The following is an 18,512-nucleotide window of genomic DNA, read 5'->3' as shown; positions in this document are numbered from 1 at the left end:
GATAATGCGCGCTGGCCGCCGGCCCGCCGGCGCATCGATTCCCTCCCAGCACCCGAAAGAACACCATGGCTGAAGCCAATCTTGACCCCGTATTCCAGATCCAGCGCGTTTACCTCAAGGACGTGTCGCTGGAGCAGCCCAATTCCCCCGAAATCCTGCTGAACCAGGAGCAACCCAGCGTGGACATCCAGCTGGGCGTGGGTGCCACCCCTATCGCCGAAGGCCTGTTCGAAGTCGCCGTGACGGCCACCGTGCAGACCAAGATCGCCGACAAGACGGTGTTCCTGGTGGAGGCCAAGCAGGCCGGCATCTTTGAAATCCGCAACGTGCCGCCCGAACAGCTGGGTGCCATCCTGGGCATCGCCTGCCCGCAAATCGTTTACCCCTACCTGCGCGGCAACGTGGCCGACGTGATCCAGCGCGGCGGTTTCCCGCCCGTGCACATGGCCGAAATCAACTTCCAGGCCATGTACGAGCAGCAGCAGGCGGAAGCCGCTGCGGCCACGCCGGCTCCGTCCCAGATCATCGTCTGAGGGCCCGCCGGGATGCTCCCGGCCGCCTCATGATGTCCGCGTGACACCCTCATGAAAATACTGGTCATAGGCGCGGGCGCCTGGGGCACGGCGCTGGCCGTCAGCAGCGCCTCGCGCCACCAGGTCACCCTGTGGGCGCGCGATGCCGCCCAGCTTGCCGGCCTGCGGTCCGGGCGCGTCAATGCCCGTTACCTGCCCGGCATCGCCTTGCCGCCTGCCCTGGCGTTGCAGGGCGGCGATGCGCCGCTGGCCCAGGCCCTGGCCGGGCAAGACCTCATCATTCTCGCGACGCCGGTGTCGGCCGCCCGCGGCATGCTGCACAGCCTGCGGGATACCGGCGCGCCCGTGGCCTGGCTCAGCAAGGGCTTTGAGGCCCCGGTGGCCGCCGCAGCTTCGCCTTTTGGCTTGATGGTCCACGAAATACGCGCGCAGGCCGCCCCCGGTTTAAGGGCCGGCGTGCTCAGCGGCCCCAGCTTTGCGCTCGAAGTCGCGCGCGGCCAGCCGACGGCGCTGGTTGCGGCCAGCGAACATGCCGAGGTGCGCGACGCGCTGGTCGCCGCCTTCCACGGTGCCACGCTGCGCGTTTACGCCAATGACGACGTCGTGGGCGTGGAAGTGGGCGGCGCCGTGAAGAACGTGCTGGCCATCGCCACCGGCCTGTGTGACGGCCTGCAGCTGGGCCTCAACGCCCGCGCGGCCCTCATCACGCGAGGCCTGGCCGAAATGACACGCCTGGGCGTGTCCCTGGGCGCGCGCGCCGAAACCTTTACCGGCCTGTCGGGCCTGGGCGACCTGGTGCTCACGGCCACCGGCGATTTGAGCCGCAACCGCAAGGTCGGCCTGCTGCTGGCCCAGGGCCAGACCCTGGCGCAGGCGGTGGCCTCGCTGGGCCATGTCGCCGAAGGCGTGTACTGCGCCCGCACCGTGGTGCAGCGCGCCGCCGGCCTGGGCGTGGAGATGCCGATCGCCCAGAGCGTGGTGGCTTTGCTGGACGGCAAGCTCCAGCCCGCCGAGGCGGTGGCGATGCTGATGGGCCGCGGGCCTACGGCCGAGCTGGCCTGAACCCCCGCGTCGCGCCGGGGCGCGGCTACTTTCGCAAATGCAGCGTCACCAGCAGCGACGAGTCCCGCACCGCCGTGAGCCCGTGCGGCACGCCGCCGGCCAGCCAGAGTAATTGGCCGGCTTTCATGGGCTGGGTCTGGCCGTTCGCGGTGAAAGCCACCTCGCCTTCCAGGCACTGCACGGTGATTTCGCCCTTGACCTGGTGCGAAGGCACGGTCTTGCCGGCCGGCACGATAAGGCGCATGACCTCCAGCTCCTCGCTCTTGAACAGCGCGACGGTGCGGCCCTCGGAGAGCTTGCCCGCCAGCGGCTGGACGTCAACGAGCTGCCCGGATGCGGCGTGGGGAATGGCCATGGCGGAACTCCTGGGAACGTGGGGGACTGTGGAACTTTATACCCCAAGGCGGGCCTTGCCCGTCCGCGCGTTTGACCTGATCAGGCCGGCACAACCGTCCCGGGAATTGCCTTGTTGTAGTACAGAAAGACCTCGTCGCGCACCCAGCCCAAGGATTCATACAAGGCTTGCGCCTTGTGGTTGCTCCTGGCGGTGCTGAGGTCCAGCCGCGCGAAGCCGTTTTGCTGCGCGTGCGCATGGGCCGCCTGCATCAGCGCGCGGCCGGCGCCGGTCTGGCGCGCTTGGGGCGCCACATAGAGGTCGTAAAGCGTGCAGATCGGCTGGGCGATCACCGAGCAGAAACTGGGGTAGAGCTGGCAGAAACCCACGAGGGTGCCCACGGCTTGCGCGACCAGGATCACCGATTCCTGCCTGCGCATGCGCTCGCCTATGAAGTGCAGCGCCAGCCCAGCATCGGCGGGCTGTTCGTAAAACTGCCGGTAGGCGTCAAACAACGCGGCCACCGCCGCCAGGTCTGGCAAAGCGGCGAGGCGAATAGAGACCCCGCTCACGTCAGCGGCTTTTCCATAAAAACGCTCAGGGGGTCGGGCGCATAGGCGCCAAACGGTTCCCGCGCCACATAACCGAGCTTGGCATAAAGGCCCAGCGCCTCGGGCTGGTGGATGCCGGTTTCCAGCCGGGCCAGGCCCACGCCGCCGGCCTTGAGGTGGGACTCCAGTGTCTGCATGATGGCTTTGGACAGTCCCTTGCCGCGGTGCGCATCCAGCACAAAGACGCGCTTGATTTCGCCGTAGGTCCCGTCGTCGTCCAGCGTCTTGACCGCGCCGCAGCCCACCAGCGCGCCGTCGAGGTGGGCGCCCACAAACAGCACATGGGGCCGGCGCAGCGCCTGCGCGCTTTCCAGGTGGTTGCTTTCGGCCGGGTAGAGCGCCGCCATATAGGCGTCGGATTGCGCGATCAGCGCTTGCGCTTCGGGCGACAGCGGGTCTATGGGTTTGATCTGCATCGACGGCCTAGATTTCGAGGTTGTCGATCAGCCGCGTGCTGCCCAGCTTGGCGGCACCCAGCACCACCAGCGGCTCACCGGCCAGCGGGCCTTGCGGCGCCAGCAGGTCGGCGCGGCGGCGCACGGTGAGGTAGTCGGGTTTCCAGCCGCGGCGCGCCAGCGCCTGCATGGCCTGGGCCTCCAGCGCGGGCAGGTCGGGCGTGCCGGCGGCGCGGGCGGCTTCGCCCAGCGCGCGTATGGCCTTGGACAGCTCCACGGCCTCGGCGCGTTCGGCCGCACTCAGGTAGCCGTTGCGCGAGGACAGCGCCAGGCCGTCCTCGGCGCGCTGGGTTTCGCCGGCCAGGATCTCGATGGGCAGCGCGAACTGCTGCACCATGCGGCGCACCACCATGACCTGCTGGTAGTCCTTCTTGCCGAAAGCCGCCACGCCCGTGGGCATGCCGGCGAACACGCAGGAAAACAGCTTGAGCACCACGGTGCTGACACCGATGAAAAAGCCGGGCCGGAAGTGGCCTTCCAGGATGTCGCTCAAGTCCGTGGCCGGGTGCACCTTGTAGGTCTGCGGCTCGGGGTACAGGTGTTTTTCGAGCGGCGCGAACAGCACGTTGCAGCCGGCGGCTTTCAGGCGTTCGGCGTCGGCGTCCAGGGTGCGCGGGTAGCTGTCGAAATCCTCATGCGGGGCGAACTGCAGGCGGTTCACGAAGATGCTGGAGACGCTCACGTCGCCCAGCGGCTTGGCCTGCCTGACGAGCGCGATGTGGCCGTCGTGCAGGTTGCCCATGGTGGGCACAAAGGCCGGGCGCTTGTAGGGGCTCAGGGCCTCGCGCAGCTCGGGGATGGTGTGGACGATCTGCATCATGTCTCCAGAAAGGGGGGCGCAAGGAAGAGGGGCTCACCAGGCGTGGGTGGCGTTCACCGGAAAACTGCCGTCCTTGACGGCGCGCACATAGGCTTCCATGGCGCCGCGCACGCTGGCGGTCTTGTTGTCGGCGCCTTCCATGAAGTTGCGCACGAACTTCGGCATCTTGCCCAGGTTCATGCCCAGCATGTCGTGCAGCACCAGCACCTGGCCGGCCGTGCCGCTGCCCGCGCCTATGCCTATGGTGGCGCAGTGCGTCAGCTCTTTTGTCAGTTCGGCCGACAGGGCCGCGGGCACCATCTCCAGCACCATCATCGCGGCGCCGGCGTCCTGCAGCTCGTGGGCCTGGCGCTTGAGCGTGGCGGCGGCTTCCTCGCCCTTGCCTTGCACGCGGTAACCGCCCAGTGCATGCACGGTCTGCGGTGTGAGGCCCAGGTGGGCGCAGACGGGAATGCCGCGCTCGACCAGGAAGCGCACGGTCTCGGCCGTCCAGCCGCCGCCCTCGAGCTTGACCATGTGGGCGCCGGCCTGCATCAGCACCACGGCGCTGCGCAGCGCCTGCTCTTTCGATTCGTGGTAGCTGCCGAAGGGCAGGTCGCCGATCAGCCAGGCCGTGGCCTGCGAACGGCGCAGGCCGTTGGCCACACATTCGGTGTGGTGGCGCATGGTTTCCAGCGTCACACCGACGGTGCTGGTCAGGCCCTGGCAGACCATGCCCAGCGAATCGCCCACCAGTATGCATTCCACACCCGCCGCGTCGGCCACGGCCGCGAAGGTCGCGTCGTAGGCGGTCAGCATGGTGATTTTTTCGCCATGCGCCTGCATTTCGCGCAGGCGCGGCAGGCTGATCGGCTTGCGCGTTGAGGGCGTGGAGGAGGGCGGCAGCGTGCCGTAGGGCGTGACCGAGGTATTGGCAGGAGATGTCATGGGGGCATCCGGAATTTAGCGAGAGTCTAACCAGCTTCACCGTGCTTTTGGGGCCACGGATTAGAGAACCCAGACAAGGCGTGCGGTTAGCGTGTTTCAGGCGCGGATCGGCTCATGCCCAGGCGCTCCAGCAGCTTCACGTCGGCCTCGGTGTCAGGGTTGCCGGTGGTCAGCAGCTTGTCGCCGTAGAAGATCGAATTGGCGCCGGCCAGGAAACACAGGGCCTGCACGCCGTCGCCCATTTGCTGGCGGCCGGCCGACAGGCGCACGCGCGCGGTCGGCATGGTGATGCGCGCCACGGCAATCGTGCGCACGAACTCAAACGGGTCCAGGTCGGCCTGGTTCGCCAGCGGCGTGCCTTCGACCTTCACCAGGTTGTTGATGGGCACCGACTCCGGGTAGGGCGTGAGGTTGGCGAGTTCGGCCACCAGGCCGGCGCGCTGGCGGCGCGTCTCGCCCATGCCGACAATGCCGCCGCAGCAGACCTTGACGCCCGCGCTGCGCACCCGTGCCAGCGTGTCCAGTCGGTCCTGGTAGTCGCGCGTGGTGATGATGTCGCCGTAAAAATCGGGCGCGCTGTCGAGGTTGTGGTTGTAGTAGTCCAGGCCCGCGCTTTGCAGGGTCTGGGCATGGCCGTCTTCCAGCATGCCCAGGGTGGCGCAGGTTTCCAGGCCCAGCGCCTTCACCGTGCGCACGAGTTCGGCGACTTTTTCGATGTCGCGGTCCTTGGGCGAGCGCCAGGCCGCGCCCATGCAAAAGCGCGTGGCGCCCGCCGCCTGGGCCCGCTGCGCGGCGGCCAGCACTTCGGCCGGCTCCATGAGCTTGCTGGCTTCCACACCGGTGTCGTAGCGCGCGGCCTGCGGGCAATAGCCGCAGTCTTCAGCGCAGCCGCCGGTCTTGACCGACAGCAGGGTGGCGAACTCGACGCGCGTGGGGTCGAAGTTTTCACGGTGCACGGTTTGCGCGCGGTGCATCAATTCCGGGAAGGGCAGGTTGAACAGCGCCTCGATGGCGTCCACGCTCCAGCGCTGGTCACCGGCGGGGGCCGGCTCAGCCTTGGGCCGGGGGCGGTGCAAGGTAACGGTTTGTTCTGCAACGTGGGACATGGTTCTTCCTTCCAGGGGATGGTTTTGGAGTCTAGCTGAAGAGATTTTGGAGTGATTAAGCGGCCTGCCTGGCCAGCGCGGCCAGGGCCACAACCAGCTGGTCGACGTCGGCTTCGCTGTGCGCGGCTGACAGCGCGATGCGCAGTCTCGCCGTGCCTTCGGGCACGGTGGGCGGGCGTATCGCCGGCACCCAGATGCCGCGCGCGCGCAGGCCTTCCATCACGGCCAGGGCCTGGTCGTTGGCGCCTATCAGCAGCGGCTGGATGGCGGTCTGCGAGGCGGATAGCTGCCAGCCGCTGCCCTCAAGGCCTGTTGCCAGGCCGCTGCGCAGGCGCGCGATCAGGCGCTGCAGGTGCGCACGCCGCCACTCGTCCTGCTCAATGACCATCAGGCTGGCGCGTAACGCACTGGCCAGCAGCGCGGGCGCGGCGGTGGCAAAAATATAGCTGCGGGTTTTTTGCAGCAGCCATTCGACCAGCGCCTCGTCGCCCGCCACAAAGGCGCCGGCCACGCCGGCGGCCTTGCCCAGCGTGGCCATGTAGAGCACGCGGCGCGAGGCCTGCGCGCCAGACAGGCCGGCCGCGGCCAGGCTGCCGCGGCCCTGCGGCCCCAGCACGCCGAAGCCATGGGCGTCGTCCAGCAGCAGCAGGGCGTCGTGGCGTTCGCACAGCGCCAGCAGCGCCGGGATGTCGGCGCTGTCGCCGTCCATGCTGAAGACGGCGTCGCTGATCACCAGCTTGCGCGGCGCCTCGCTGCGCGCGAGTTCGTTTTCTAGCGCGTTGAGGTCGGCATGGGCGTAGCGGTGTATCTGCGCGCGCGACAGCCGCGCGCCGTCTATCAGGCAGGCGTGGTTGAGTGCATCCGAAAAAATCGCGTCGCCGGCACCCACCAGGGCCGGCACGATGCCGATATTGGTGGCGTAGCCCGCATAAAAATACAGCGCGCGCGGCAGGCCCACAAAGGCGGCGAGTTCACGCTCCAGCGCCGCGTTGGCCTCGCTGTGGCCGCTGACCAGCGGTGAGGCGCCGGCCCCCACGCCATACGTTTGCGCGCCTTCGCAGGCGGCCTGCACCAGGACCGGGTGCGTGGCCAGGCCCAGGTAGTCGTTGCTGCAAAAAGCCAGCATGCTCCGGCCGTCCACCGCCAGGCGCGCACCGCTTTCGGGCCGCACCGCGCGGCGCTGGCGGCGCAGGTGGGCATCATCCAGTTCGGCCAGGCGCGCCGGGAATTCATCAAGCCAGGAAGCGGTCATTGTCATTGCCATGTGGAGGGGAGCTTAAAGTGGATGGCGCGCGGGTCGGGCGCGGCCTGGTAGGGGATGGTGGCCAGCAGCGGCGCCTGCAGTTTTTTCCGCAGGAAGGCGATGTTGTCCTCTTGTGCCAGCATGCCGGCATCAACGTGGTTGGCCACCCAGCCGGCCAGCGTGAGGCCACGCGCGCGTATCGCCTCGGCACTGAGCAGCGCATGGTTCAGGCAGCCCAGGCGCAGGCCCACCACCAGCAGCACCGGCAGGTCCAGGGCCTGGGCCAGGTCGGCGCCGGTTTCGCTGTCCGACAGCGGCACCAGGAAACCGCCCGCGCCTTCCACCACCACGGCGTCGGCCAACTGCGCGAGGCGGCGCTGGCAGGCCACCAAGTGGGCGATGTCAATCCGTGTATTGGCGCGCGCCGCCGCGATGTGCGGCGACACCGGGTCGGGCAGCAACACCGGGTTGTCGAGCTCGGGCGGCACGCGGTAATTGGAGGCGGCGCGCAGCGCAAGCACGTCCTCATTGACATCTTCGCCATCGACCTGGACGGTGCCCGCCGCCACCGGCTTCATGCCGACCACGCGCACATGGTGGCGGGCCAGCGCATGCAGCAGCCCTGCGCTGGCCAGGGTTTTGCCCACGCCGGTGTCGGTGCCGGTCACAAACAGCGAGAGCTTGTGCGTGGCTTCAGCCATGGGCGCCGCCTTCCTCGGCCAGCGTGGCCTCCAGCGCCGCCAGCGCGCCGCGCGCCAGGTGCTGGGCGGATTCCGCATCCATCACGTAGGGCGGCATGGCGTAAATCGTCTGGCCTATGGGGCGCAGCAGCACGCCGTTGGCCATGGCGTGCTGCGTGTAGCGGCGCGCGAAATGGGGAAGGCTGCCGGGCTCCACATCCCAGGCCCAGATCATGCCCAGCCGGCGCGCATGCCGCACGGCGCGGTGCTGCGTGAGTGGCGCGAAGGCCGCATCCAGCAGCCCGGCTGTTTCGGCATTGCGCGCAAGGGCGTTGGTCTGCTCAAACAGCTCCAGGGTGGCCAGCGCCGCGCGGCAGGCCAGCGGGTTGCCGGTGTAGGAATGTGAATGCAAAAAACCGCGCGCCACCTCGTCGTCGTAAAAGGCCTCGTAGACCGCGTCGGTGGCCAGCACGGCCGACAGCGGCAGCGTGCCGCCGGTCAGCCCTTTCGAGAGGCAGATGAAGTCCGGCCGTATGCCGGCCTGCTGGTGCGCGAACATGGTGCCGGTGCGGCCGAAGCCGGTGGCGATTTCGTCGGCGATCAAATGCACCTGGTAGCGGTCGCACAGCGCGCGCGCTTCCTGCAGGTAGGCCGCGTCGTGCATGGCCATGCCGGCGGCGCACTGCACCAGGGGCTCGACGATGAGCGCGGCGGTTTGCGCGTGGTGTTGTTCCAGCCAGGCCTGCAGGCCCGCGGCGGCGCGGCGTGCCGTGTCCGCCGGGCTTTCGCCGGCCTGGGCGCCGCGCGCGTCGGGGCTGGGCACGGTGGCGGCCAGGCGCACAAGCGGCGCATAGGCTTCGCGAAAGAGCGCGATGTCGGTCACCGCCAGCGCGCCCACGGTTTCGCCGTGGTAGCCGCCGGCGAGACCAATGAAGCGGCTTTTTTCGGGCCGGCCGCTGTTGCGCCAGTAATGCGCGCTCATCTTGAGCGCGATCTCGGTGGCGCTGGCGCCGTCGCTGCCGTAAAAGGCATGGCCCAGGCCGGTCAGCGCGCCCAGGCGTTCGGAGAGTTCCACGACGGGCTGGTGGGTAAAGCCGGCCAGCATGACGTGGTCCAGCGTGTCGAGCTGATCCCGCAGCGCCGCCTTGATGTGCGGATGGCCGTGGCCGAACAGGTTGACCCACCAGGAGCTCACGCCGTCCAGGTAGCGCCTGCCTTCAAAGTCGTAAAGCCAGACGCCTTCGGCACGCGCGATGGGCACGGGCGGCTGGGCCTCATGCAGCTTCATCTGCGTGCAGGGGTGCCACACGTGGCGCAGGCTGCGCCGGATCATCGCTGCGTTGTCCATGGAGCCTTGTGTGAAGGAGGCGGGGAAAAGCCTGAAACGGCTCAGGGCTGCTGCACCGGGATGGTGGAGCGCTCTTCCTTGATGCGGTTGTCGGGGTTCACGAACACCAGCTTGGGGCTGAAGCCCGCGACGTGGTCTTCGTGCACCTGCGCGAAGGCAGCGATGATGACCAGGTCGCCCACGGCGGCGCGGCGCGCGGCCGAGCCGTTGACCGAGATGATGCGGCTGCCGCGTTCGGCGCGTATCGCATAGGTGATGAAGCGCTCGCCGTTGTTGATGTTCCAGATGTGCACCTGCTCGTTCTCGGCCAGGTTGGCGGCGTCCAGCAGGTCTTCGTCGATGGCGCAGGAGCCTTCGTAGTTGAGTTCGCAATGCGTCACCGCGGCGCGGTGGATTTTTGATTTAAGCAGGGTTCTGAACATGATGATGGGCGTGGATGAAAATGGGGGCTAAGGGAAGGCGCTATGGTGGGCGGGCAGCTCGCGGCCTTCAGGCCTCTGGCCGGTCGCTGTAACATTCGCGACAGTTTCGGGCTCTATTTAATAGTTTAGTGCACGGTATGTTGCGGTTTCTTTCTTAGATTGCTCATGAAAAAGTCATTTGATTTCTCCCGCCAGGCGCTGGCCGACCTGGCCCAGGCAGACGCGGCGCGCGCGCTGGCCGAGGACATAGGCGCCGGCGACCTGACGGCCGGCCTGATCGATGCGGCCCGCCAGGCGCGGGCCCAGGTGCTGGCGCGCGAAAGTGCCGTGGTCTGCGGCAGCGCCTGGGTGGAGGCCACGGTGCGGCAACTCGACCCGCAGGCTCAGTTGCTCTGGCATGTGAAGGACGGCGAGCGCTGCGAAGCCGGCCAGGTGGTGTTCGAGGTGCGCGGACTGGCCCGCGCCCTGCTGTCGGCCGAACGCACGGCGCTCAATTTTCTGCAGCTGCTCAGCGCCGTGGCGACCAAGACGGCGCTCTATGTCGATATCGTGAAGGGCACGCGCGCGCAGATTGTGGACACGCGCAAGACCCTGCCCGGCCTGCGGCTCGCGCAGAAATACGCCGTGGTCACGGGCGGTGGCACCAACCACCGGGTCGGTTTGTACGACGCGGTGCTGATCAAGGAAAACCATATCGCGGCCGCCGGCGGCATCGCGCAGGTGCTGGCGCGCGCGGCCGAAGTCGCCGCGCAGGCCGATTTTGTGCAGATTGAAGTCGAGAACCTGGGCGAGCTGGCCCAGGCCCTGGATGCCGGCGCGCGCATGATCCTGCTGGACAACATGAGCCTGCCCGACCTGAAAGAGGCCGTGCGCATCAACGCCGGGCGCGCCGTGCTGGAGATTTCCGGCGGCGTCACCTTGGACGGCCTGCGTACCCTGGCCGAAACCGGCGTGGACCGCATCTCCATAGGCACGCTGACCAAGGACGTGCGGGCGATTGATTTTTCCATGCGCTTTGACGCGCAGGCGGTGTGAGCATGCAAACAGCCGTGCCGATTCGCGTCGATTACGAGCAGCCCGAGGCGGCCGGCACCTGCAGCACGCACCAGGCCTGGGCCCGCGTGCCGGCGGAGCCCACGCAGGCCGAGCGCGCGGCGCTCAAAACCCGCATCCGCGAACTGCTCAAGGCGCGCAACGCCGTCATGGTCTCGCACTATTACGTGCATCCCGATTTGCAGGACCTGGCCGAAGAAACCGGCGGCCTGGTCTCGGACTCGCTGGAGATGGCGCGTTTCGGCCGCGACCACGCGGCGCAGACCCTGGTGGTGTCCGGCGTGCGCTTCATGGGCGAGACGGCCAAAATCCTGTCGCCCGAAAAGCGCGTGCTCATGCCCGACCTGGACGCGACCTGCTCGCTGGACCTGGGCTGCCCGGCTGCTGAATTCAGCGCCTTCTGCGACGCCCACCCGGACCGCACGGTCGTGGTCTACGCCAACACCAGCGCCGCCGTGAAGGCGCGCGCCGACTGGCTGGTGACCTCCAGCTGCGCACTCGACATCGTGCGCGCGCTGAAAGACCAGGGCCAGAAAATCCTCTGGGCGCCCGATCGCCACCTGGGCGGCTACATCCAGCGTGAGACCGGCGCTGACATGGTGTTCTGGAACGGCGCCTGCATCGTGCATGACGAGTTCAAGGCCTTTGAGCTGCAGGCCCTGAAAGCCGAACATCCGGGTGCGCGCGTGCTGGTGCACCCCGAGTCGCCCGCCGACGTGGTGGCGCTGGCCGATGCCGTGGGCTCCACCTCGGGCATCTTGAAGGCCGCGCGCGAGATGGACGCGAAAGAATTTATCGTCGCCACCGACAACGGCATGATGCACAAGCTGCGCACGCTGAACCCGGGCAAGGTGTTTATCGAGGCGCCTACCGCCGGCAACAGCGCCACCTGCAAGAGCTGCGCCCACTGCCCCTGGATGGCCATGAACGGCCTGGCCGGGCTGGCGCAGGTGCTGGAAACCGGAACGAACGAAATCAAGGTCGATGCAGCGCTGGGCCAACGCGCGCGTTTGCCGATAGACCGCATGCTGGCCTTCACCGAAGCCTTGAGGGCAGGGCGGCCGGTCACGGGCCTGGTGCCTAACATAGGCGCGGCCTGACGGGCGCCCAGCACGTGGCGCACGCGGTTTCAGCGCTCATCGATTTCACCGACCCCCACCAGCCCGAGGGGCCGCGTTTGCGCCAGGCCTTTGGCGCAGCCCGCGAAGTACTGGTGGCGCGGCGGCCCGAGGAGGTGCGCGCGGTGCTGGATGCCGCACAGGCCGCGGCACGGCAGGGCGCCTGGTGCGTGGGCTATTTGCGTTATGAAGCCGCCCCCGCTTTTGATGCCGCGCTGACCGTGCACCCGGCTGATGGGCCTTTGGCCTGGTTTGCCGTGCATGACGCGGCGCTGCCCTGGCCTGGTCCCGTACAAGAAGCATCACCGCGGCTTCAGTGGCAGGAGGCGATGACGCGCACCGCGTTTGAGGCCGCCCTGGCCGAATTGCAGCGCGCGATTGCCGATGGCGAGTACTACCAGGTCAATTTCACGGCGCAGATGCGGGCTGCGCTGGACGGCGATTCGCACAGCGTGCCGGCCCTGTTCCAGGCCCTGCAGCGCGCCCAGCCGGGCGGCTATGCGGCTTTTCTGGACACGGGTGAGGAGCAGCTGCTGTCGGTGTCGCCCGAGCTGTTCTTCGACTGGCGCGAAGGTTTGCTCCTTACGCGGCCCATGAAAGGCACGGCGCCGCGCGGCGCCAATCCCGGGGACGATGCCGCGCAAGCCCAGGCCCTGCGCAACTCGCCCAAGGAGCGCGCCGAAAACGTGATGATCGTGGACTTGCTGCGCAACGACCTGTCGCGCATTGCCCAACCCTTCAGCGTGCGCGTGCCGCGCCTGTTCCACACCGAGGCCCTGCCCGCGGTCTGGCAGATGACCTCGGACGTGGAGGCGCGCACGCGGCCCGGCTGCAGCCTGGCCGAGGTGTTTGCCGCGCTGTTCCCCTGCGGTTCCATCACCGGTGCACCCAAGGTGCGCGCCATGCGGGCGATTCGCGCGCTGGAGCCGGAGCCGCGCGGTGTGTATTGCGGGGCCATGGGTGTGCTGCGGCCCGGCGGCGCGGCGACCTTCAACGTGCCGATACGCACCGTGAGCCTGCGCGGCAAGGAAGCCCGCTGCGGCATTGGCAGCGGTATCACCGCGGGCTCCGCGACCGAAGCCGAATGGCAGGAGTGGCGCCACAAACGGGCTTTCCTGGAGCGTGCCAGCATGCCTTTTGACATTCTTGAAACCCTGGCACTGGACGCGGGCCAGCTGCGCCACCTCGATGCGCACCTGGCGCGCATGGCGGCTAGCGCCGCTCACTTCGGCCACCCATGGAATGCGGCACAGGTCCATGCCTGCCTGCGGGAGGCGATGCAGGCGCATCCGCGAGGCCTCTGGCGCGTGCGCCTGTTGCTGGCCGCCGGCGGGACATTCAGCGCCCAGGCTTATGCCATGGAGCCCTCACCGCCCCAGGTGCAACTGCAGCTGGCCGAGCGTCCGCTGGACGCGGCGCACGGCGAGTTTGTGCGTTTCAAGACGACGCGCCGCGCCCACTATGACGCCTTCACGCCGGCCGCGCCGGGGGTATTTGACTGTGTGCTGTGGAATGCCCAGGGCGAGATCACCGAATGCACACGCGGCAATATCGCGATGCGGGTGGACGGCCGCTGGGTCACGCCGCCGTTGGCTTGTGGCCTGCTGCCGGGCGTGGGCCGGGCGCTGGCCTTGCGGGAAGGCCGGCTCAGCGAAGCGGTTGTGCGGGTGGACGAATTGGCAAGCGTGCAGGCCTGGGCCTTTGTAAACAGCCTCAGGGGCTGGATAGACGCCCGGCTTGTCTGAAATACCTTAGAGTTTTTCCTTGACGTAGGACGCGCGGTCCATGTCCACCATCTCCACGCTCAGCTGCACCATCAGGCCCGCCGGCCGCGGCGTCAGGCGGCGCAGCACCTGGGCGATGCGCTCGCCCAGGTCCTTCTTGGCTTCGGGTGTGCGGCCCGACAGCAGGCGCAGCTGGGCATGCACAAAAGCGCGTGAGGCCGGCGCGGTACCGATTTCAAAACTGTCCAGCGCGACCAGCCGGGTTTTCAGGTCGGCTTCGTCCTTGATTTCAGGGCTGGCGGTGAGAGTCTTGTTCAGCGCCTGCAGCACTTCGGCTTTGGGGAAGCCGGTGAGATTGTTCGAATATTCAACGATCAAATGAGGCATAGGGGCTCCAGATAAAGATGGCGGGGGAAAGAATGGGGAGGAATCAGCTTGCGGGCGGCACCAGCACGGTGGGAACGGCCTGTTCGGCGATGCCGGGGTAGTCGCGGCTGAAGTGCAGGCCGCGGCTTTCATGCCGGCCGTGGGCCGAACGCACGATCAGGTCGGCCACCTGCACCAGGTTGCGCAGCTCCAGCAGGTCGCGTGTGACGCGGAAGTTGGCATAAAACTCCTGAATCTCGGCGTCGAGCAGGGCGATGCGGTGCGCCGCGCGCTCCAGCCGCTTGGTGGTGCGCACAATGCCCACGTAGTTCCACATAAAGCGGCGCAGCTCGTCCCAGTTGTGCGAGATCACCACGGTCTCGTCGGCATCGGTGACCTGGCTTTCGTCCCAGGCCGGCAGGGCCGGTGTTTCGGCGGCGGCCTCGGCAGCGATGGCGGTTGCGGCGGCGCGCGCCAGCACCACACATTCGACCAGCGAGTTGCTGGCCAGGCGGTTGGCGCCGTGCAGGCCGGTGCAGGCGGTCTCGCCTATCGCATACAGGCCGGCGACGTCGCTGCGGCCCTGCAGGTCGGTCATCACGCCGCCGCAGGTGTAGTGCGCGGCCGGCACCACCGGGATCGGCTGGCGCGTGATGTCTATGCCGAGCTCCAGGCAGCGCTGGAGGATGTTGGGGAAGTGTTCCCGCAAAAACGCCGGGCTTTGGTGCGAGATGTCCAGGTAGACGCAGTCCAGCCCGTGCTTTTTCATTTCAAAGTCGATGGCGCGCGCCACCACGTCGCGCGGCGCAAGCTCGGCGCGTTCGTCGTGTGCCGGCATAAAGCGCCCGCCGCCGGCCGAGAGCGGCAGCAGCAGCTTGCCGCCTTCGCCGCGCACCGCCTCGGTGATCAAGAATGATTTGGCTTCGGGGTGGTAGAGGCAGGTCGGGTGGAACTGGATGAACTCCATATTGCCGACGCGGCAGCCCGCGCGCCAGGCGGCGGCAATGCCGTCGCCGGTGGCGGTGTCGGGGTTGGTGGAGTACAGATAGACCTTGCCGGCACCGCCGGTCGCCAGGATGGTCTGGCCGGCGCTGAAGGTCAGCACCTGGCCGCTCAGGGTGTCCAGCACATAGGCGCCGTGGCAGCGCTTGCCGGGCCGCTTGAGTCGCCGGTCGGTGATCAGGTCGACCAGCATGTGGTGCTCGAACAGCGTGATGCCCGGCGTGGCGCGCACCTTTTCGATCAGCGTGCGCTGCACGGCGGCGCCGGTGGCATCGGCCGCGTGCACGATGCGGCGCTGGCTGTGGCCGCCTTCGCGGGTCAGGTGCAGCTCGCCCGGGTGTTCGCCGTCTTCCGAAAACGCCACGCCCAATTGGCGCAGCCAGGCGATGGCCTCGGGTGCGCCCTGCACCACGGCCTGCGTGGCCGGCAGGTCGCACAGGCCCGCGCCCGCGACCAGGGTGTCCGCCACGTGCTGCGCCAGCGTGTCGCCCTCGGCCAGCACGGCGGCCATGCCGCCCTGGGCCCAGGCGCTGGAGCCGTCGTTGAGTTCACGTTTGGTGACCACCGCCACGCGCCGGCCCGGGGCGAGCAGCAACGCGGAGGCCAGGCCCGCCAGGCCGCTGCCGATGATGAGGACGTCAAAGGCGTGCTCGTGGTGGGGATGGGAAATAGGGTTCATGCGAAGACGGGGCGCCTTTTGCCCGGTCGATGGACGCGGAATCTGCTGCGCACACAGCCGATTATCAGGCAGGCCTGCGGCGGGCCGGGTACCGGCTAACCCGCGCCCTGTGCCGGCGCCGGCCCATCCACGTCGTAGGACTTGAAGACCTCGCGTGCCGGGCGTGTTTCCGGCAGTATGTAGACGATGCCGTTGGTGCCGGTGAAGGCCGGGCTGACCACCTTGTCGTAGAACTTCGCGGGCACATTGATGCAGCCGTAGGAAATCCGGTTGTCCGCGCTGGTGGCGCTCTCCAGGCGCTGGGCGCGTCGTTCACCCGCCACGGTCACGACGCGGTGAAGCGAGATGGCGGTGTCGTAGTCGACCCAGAGCATTTCCACGCCATGGAGGTCGTGGTCCAGCGATGCCACGAAGCGGCCCGCTGGCGTGGTGCGCTCTTCGGGGCGTATGGTGGACAGCTTGCGTTCGCCGATGCCGGGTGTGGAGTCGTCGCCGTGCGCCAGGCCCAGCAGGACAGGCGCGGCGCCGCTCAGGTTTCCCAGGGCATCAAAGACAAAAACCTTGGCGTTCACCTTGTCGATGATGAGGAAAGGCAGGCCCTGGTTGTCCCCGGAGGCGACAACCCAGTGGGCGACGTGCAGGGTCTCCTTTGATGCGTGTTCACGGCCGAAGTCGGCGTGGCGAGGCCGTTTTCCATCAACGGCGCTTGTGCTGCCGGGCCCCGCGGGCGCCGGGTTGGCATCATCTGTTGCCGCTGCGGTCGCGGCGTGTACGGCAAGACCGGCTGCCAGCAGAACGAGGCCCAGGCCCAGAACCTTGACGATGGCCGCTTTGCGGCGGCGATGCGGGATTTCCCCCGGGAAGTGGAACATGACGGTGACTTCCTGTACCTGTCAGTTGCGCGGCTGCCTGGGCAAATAGCGCGGAGCAACATATTTCCTGCGCGGTATCTCGATGGGCTCCACAACTTCAGCCATCCGCTCTCCCGGCACAAAAATATCGCCTTCGGAGGTCGCATAGGTGGCGGGCATGAAGCCCTCTGAATAAGCGGCAAAACTCGCGAATGCCGCGACGCTGGCGTATGAAGGCAGCCGGGTTTCCGGTGTGATGTTTGCGGTGGTTTTTCCCGCGATGGGCCCGCAGCATGAGGAGGCCAGGGCATATTGGGCGGCGTTCGGGCCGCCGAGTCGGTAACCGGTGAATGACACGGTCTTGCCTGTGCCCGGATCCATACTGTCGAAGGTGGCGGTACTGCCGGGGTCGGCGATCAGCGTGACGCCGGCGGGGTTGCCTTTCAGGCCCGTGAGGACGGCACTGGCCGTGCCGTCGTAGGATTTGCTTGCCTCGGGAAACACCAGCATGTGTTGCGTCAGCGTGGCGCCTCCAGTCAAGGTGAAGCGGGGCGAATAGTCGGTGGGCACGGTGTAGGAAACGGGGTTGTAGAAGATGTCGACCGGCGCGTTGGGCCCGGTCACCGTCACCATGGGCGCCAGTGGGTTGATGACCACCGTGCCGCCGATCCGGCCGGGTCCGGTTCCGTCACTGTCGGCGCGCAGCGTCAGGCCCGGCGCCAGGCCCAGGCTGCGCGCCGGGTCGGAACTGCCGCGCGTCAGCGTGATGGCGCTGTTGATGCTGACGTCGTTGGCTGCGCACATGGCGAGGTTGCCGTCGGTGACCGTGATGGCCGCATTCTGGTTCAGGTTGCGTCCGGCGCCGAGCAGCACGCTGCCGCGGGTCGCCGTGACGGCCGCGTTCACATTGATGTCCCGGCCGCAGCAGACCGAAAAATTCGCGTCGACAGCCGTGACCGCTGCGTTGATGTTCACGTCACGTGCACCGTTCAGGGTCAAGGTGGTGGGCGCTCCGGCGGCCGTCCAGCTCACTGCATCGTTCACGAAGATATCGCCGTTGCCGGCGCCGGGTGCGTTGACGATGGTGATGTTGTTGGTCACCAGCTGGGCGGACAGCGTGGCGCCGGAGATGTTGCCGCCGGCGCCGATGATGAAGTCCTGCGGGTCTATGAGCCAGTGGCCTGTCAGGCCCGCCGCGGCTGCGGTGGTGACGCGCGCGCCGTCCAGCACGTTGACGCGCGCCGCCGAGGTCTCGATGAAACCGCCGTTGCCGCCGTTGGGCGCGCTGGCGTCCAGCGTGCCGGCCACGTTCAGGGTGCCGGTCTCCATGTCGCCGAGCAGCATGATTTTTCCGTTGCGGCTGGCAATGGTTTGCGCCTGGATCACGCCGGTGTTGTTCACCACGGTCTGCAGCAGGTGGCCCGCGCCCTGGGCCGTCAGCAGCACGCTGCCGCCGGCGGCGCTGATCATGCCGCCGTTTTCAATCAGCGCGTTCACGCTGCCCTGCGCCACCGACACGTTGAGCAGGCCGTCGCCCGCCACGTCCAGCGTGATGGCGCTGCCCGCGGCCAGGACCACGGTGCCCAGCCTGGCTGAAATCACGCCCTGGTTGCTGACGTTGCGGCCCAACAGGGCGACATAACCGCCGTCGGCGGCGGTGATCGTTCCCTGGTTGACGACCGCACCGCCGCCGGGATTGGACAAGGCGTATTGCCCGGCCATGAAGTTCGCGTCGCTGATGCCGAGCGTGGAAGCGACCAGCCCGCCCACGTTGACCGATGCACCGCTGCCGAACAGGATGCCGTTGGGGTTGAGCAGGAACACCTTGCCGTTCGACGACAGGCTTCCCATGATGCTGGAGGGGTCCGCGCCCAGCACGCGGTTCAGCGCCACCGAGCCCGTGCCGGGCTGCACGAACTGCACGCTCTGGCCGGCACCTATGCCGAAGCTCTGCCAGTTGATCACGGCGCTCTGGCTGGACTGCGTGATGGTCGTGCTCGCCGCGCCGCTGGCGATGCTGGCGCTGCCGGCCGCCACCACGCCGCCCTGGGGCAGGGCGTGGGCGGAAATCCCGAAGGCCAGCAGCAGGCAAGCCGGCAGCGCCCTGAGCGCAAAGCGCGTGTTGCCGGCGCTTGCCGTGTCATTCTTCAAAGAGGGGGCTATGCGGTTCATGGTGAA

Annotated in this window: 19 protein-coding genes; 5 read left to right on the top strand and 14 right to left on the bottom strand. The window is 67.9% G+C overall.

What is annotated here, in order from left to right:
* The first annotated feature begins 65 nt into the window (after nucleotides 1-65).
* Together secB and ACEN9P_RS05695 are read left to right on the top strand one after the other, a co-directional pair.
* Nucleotides 66-533 carry a protein-export chaperone SecB gene (secB, locus tag ACEN9P_RS05700; protein WP_074577983.1) on the top strand — a complete coding sequence of 156 codons (468 nt, stop codon included), beginning with the start codon at nucleotides 66-68 and terminating at the stop codon, nucleotides 531-533.
* A gap of 51 nt (nucleotides 534-584) precedes the next feature.
* Complete coding sequence (locus ACEN9P_RS05695) at nucleotides 585-1,595, top strand: NAD(P)H-dependent glycerol-3-phosphate dehydrogenase (RefSeq protein WP_495621368.1); 1,011 nt, start codon at nucleotides 585-587, stop codon at nucleotides 1,593-1,595.
* A 25-nt stretch (nucleotides 1,596-1,620) separates the two neighbouring features.
* On the opposite strand, the gene ACEN9P_RS05690 is transcribed toward ACEN9P_RS05695, so the two are convergent.
* The 10 genes from ACEN9P_RS05690 to panD form a co-directional block, all read right to left on the bottom strand.
* Entirely contained in the window at nucleotides 1,621-1,950 is a 330-nt protein-coding gene (locus ACEN9P_RS05690; protein WP_074577985.1) for a cupin domain-containing protein, read from the bottom strand.
* 80 nt (nucleotides 1,951-2,030) lie between these two features.
* On the bottom strand, nucleotides 2,031-2,501 hold the full coding sequence (locus tag ACEN9P_RS05685) for a GNAT family N-acetyltransferase (RefSeq protein WP_495621367.1): 471 nt from the start codon (nucleotides 2,499-2,501) through the stop codon (nucleotides 2,031-2,033).
* On the bottom strand, nucleotides 2,498-2,956 hold the full coding sequence (locus ACEN9P_RS05680; RefSeq protein WP_477661130.1) for a GNAT family N-acetyltransferase: 459 nt from the start codon (nucleotides 2,954-2,956) through the stop codon (nucleotides 2,498-2,500). The genes ACEN9P_RS05685 and ACEN9P_RS05680 overlap by 4 nt, the downstream gene beginning before the upstream one ends.
* Before the next feature lie 7 nt (nucleotides 2,957-2,963).
* Complete coding sequence (gene panC, locus ACEN9P_RS05675) at nucleotides 2,964-3,812, bottom strand: pantoate--beta-alanine ligase (RefSeq protein ID WP_495622144.1); 849 nt, start codon at nucleotides 3,810-3,812, stop codon at nucleotides 2,964-2,966.
* Between the two features lie 36 nt (nucleotides 3,813-3,848).
* The gene (gene panB / locus ACEN9P_RS05670; RefSeq protein WP_477661132.1) at nucleotides 3,849-4,742 is read right to left on the bottom strand and encodes a 3-methyl-2-oxobutanoate hydroxymethyltransferase; all 894 of its coding nucleotides are present in this window, start codon (nucleotides 4,740-4,742) and stop codon (nucleotides 3,849-3,851) included.
* 86 nt (nucleotides 4,743-4,828) lie between these two features.
* Nucleotides 4,829-5,848, bottom strand: coding sequence for a biotin synthase BioB (bioB, locus tag ACEN9P_RS05665; RefSeq protein WP_477714309.1), 1,020 nt, complete (start codon nucleotides 5,846-5,848; stop codon nucleotides 4,829-4,831).
* A gap of 55 nt (nucleotides 5,849-5,903) precedes the next feature.
* A complete protein-coding gene (gene bioF / locus ACEN9P_RS05660; protein ID WP_495621366.1) occupies nucleotides 5,904-7,100 on the bottom strand; it encodes an 8-amino-7-oxononanoate synthase in 1,197 nt (398 codons plus the stop codon).
* A 2-nt stretch (nucleotides 7,101-7,102) separates the two neighbouring features.
* Nucleotides 7,103-7,792, bottom strand: a complete 690-nt coding sequence (bioD, locus tag ACEN9P_RS05655) for a dethiobiotin synthase (RefSeq protein ID WP_495621365.1) — start codon at nucleotides 7,790-7,792, stop codon at nucleotides 7,103-7,105.
* Complete coding sequence (locus tag ACEN9P_RS05650) at nucleotides 7,785-9,119, bottom strand: adenosylmethionine--8-amino-7-oxononanoate transaminase (protein ID WP_495621364.1); 1,335 nt, start codon at nucleotides 9,117-9,119, stop codon at nucleotides 7,785-7,787. The genes bioD and ACEN9P_RS05650 overlap by 8 nt, the downstream gene beginning before the upstream one ends.
* Before the next feature lie 41 nt (nucleotides 9,120-9,160).
* Nucleotides 9,161-9,541, bottom strand: a complete 381-nt coding sequence (gene panD, locus ACEN9P_RS05645) for an aspartate 1-decarboxylase (protein ID WP_495621363.1) — start codon at nucleotides 9,539-9,541, stop codon at nucleotides 9,161-9,163.
* A 165-nt stretch (nucleotides 9,542-9,706) separates the two neighbouring features.
* Here panD and nadC point away from each other — a divergent pair, with 165 nt between their 5' ends.
* Genes nadC through pabB form a run of 3 tightly spaced genes read left to right on the top strand, consistent with a single transcriptional unit; the run spans nucleotide 9,707 to nucleotide 13,457 of the window.
* Nucleotides 9,707-10,576, top strand: coding sequence for a carboxylating nicotinate-nucleotide diphosphorylase (nadC, locus tag ACEN9P_RS05640; RefSeq protein WP_495621362.1), 870 nt, complete (start codon nucleotides 9,707-9,709; stop codon nucleotides 10,574-10,576).
* A 2-nt stretch (nucleotides 10,577-10,578) separates the two neighbouring features.
* Nucleotides 10,579-11,694, top strand: coding sequence for a quinolinate synthase NadA (gene nadA, locus ACEN9P_RS05635; RefSeq protein ID WP_495621361.1), 1,116 nt, complete (start codon nucleotides 10,579-10,581; stop codon nucleotides 11,692-11,694).
* A gap of 14 nt (nucleotides 11,695-11,708) precedes the next feature.
* Nucleotides 11,709-13,457 (top strand): aminodeoxychorismate synthase component I, encoded by a 1,749-nt coding sequence (pabB, locus tag ACEN9P_RS05630; protein WP_495621360.1) that lies wholly within the window; start codon nucleotides 11,709-11,711, stop codon nucleotides 13,455-13,457.
* A 6-nt stretch (nucleotides 13,458-13,463) separates the two neighbouring features.
* Here pabB and ACEN9P_RS05625 read toward each other — a convergent pair whose 3' ends face one another.
* From ACEN9P_RS05625 to ACEN9P_RS05610, 4 genes are all read right to left on the bottom strand, one after another.
* Nucleotides 13,464-13,823, bottom strand: a complete 360-nt coding sequence (locus ACEN9P_RS05625) for a 5-carboxymethyl-2-hydroxymuconate Delta-isomerase (RefSeq protein ID WP_495621359.1) — start codon at nucleotides 13,821-13,823, stop codon at nucleotides 13,464-13,466.
* Nucleotides 13,824-13,866: 43 nt separating this feature from the next.
* Nucleotides 13,867-15,483, bottom strand: a complete 1,617-nt coding sequence (gene nadB / locus ACEN9P_RS05620) for an L-aspartate oxidase (RefSeq protein ID WP_495621358.1) — start codon at nucleotides 15,481-15,483, stop codon at nucleotides 13,867-13,869.
* Nucleotides 15,484-15,578: 95 nt separating this feature from the next.
* On the bottom strand, nucleotides 15,579-16,355 hold the full coding sequence (locus ACEN9P_RS05615) for a hypothetical protein (protein WP_495621357.1): 777 nt from the start codon (nucleotides 16,353-16,355) through the stop codon (nucleotides 15,579-15,581).
* Between the two features lie 21 nt (nucleotides 16,356-16,376).
* Nucleotides 16,377-18,506, bottom strand: coding sequence for a two-partner secretion domain-containing protein (locus ACEN9P_RS05610; RefSeq protein WP_495621356.1), 2,130 nt, complete (start codon nucleotides 18,504-18,506; stop codon nucleotides 16,377-16,379).
* Nucleotides 18,507-18,512: the final 6 nt, after the last annotated feature.

The sequence above is a fragment of the Polaromonas sp. Polasp52 genome (assembly GCF_059491565.1).
Note: the sequence above shows the minus strand (reverse complement) of the source record. Positions and strands in the feature narration are given on the sequence as shown.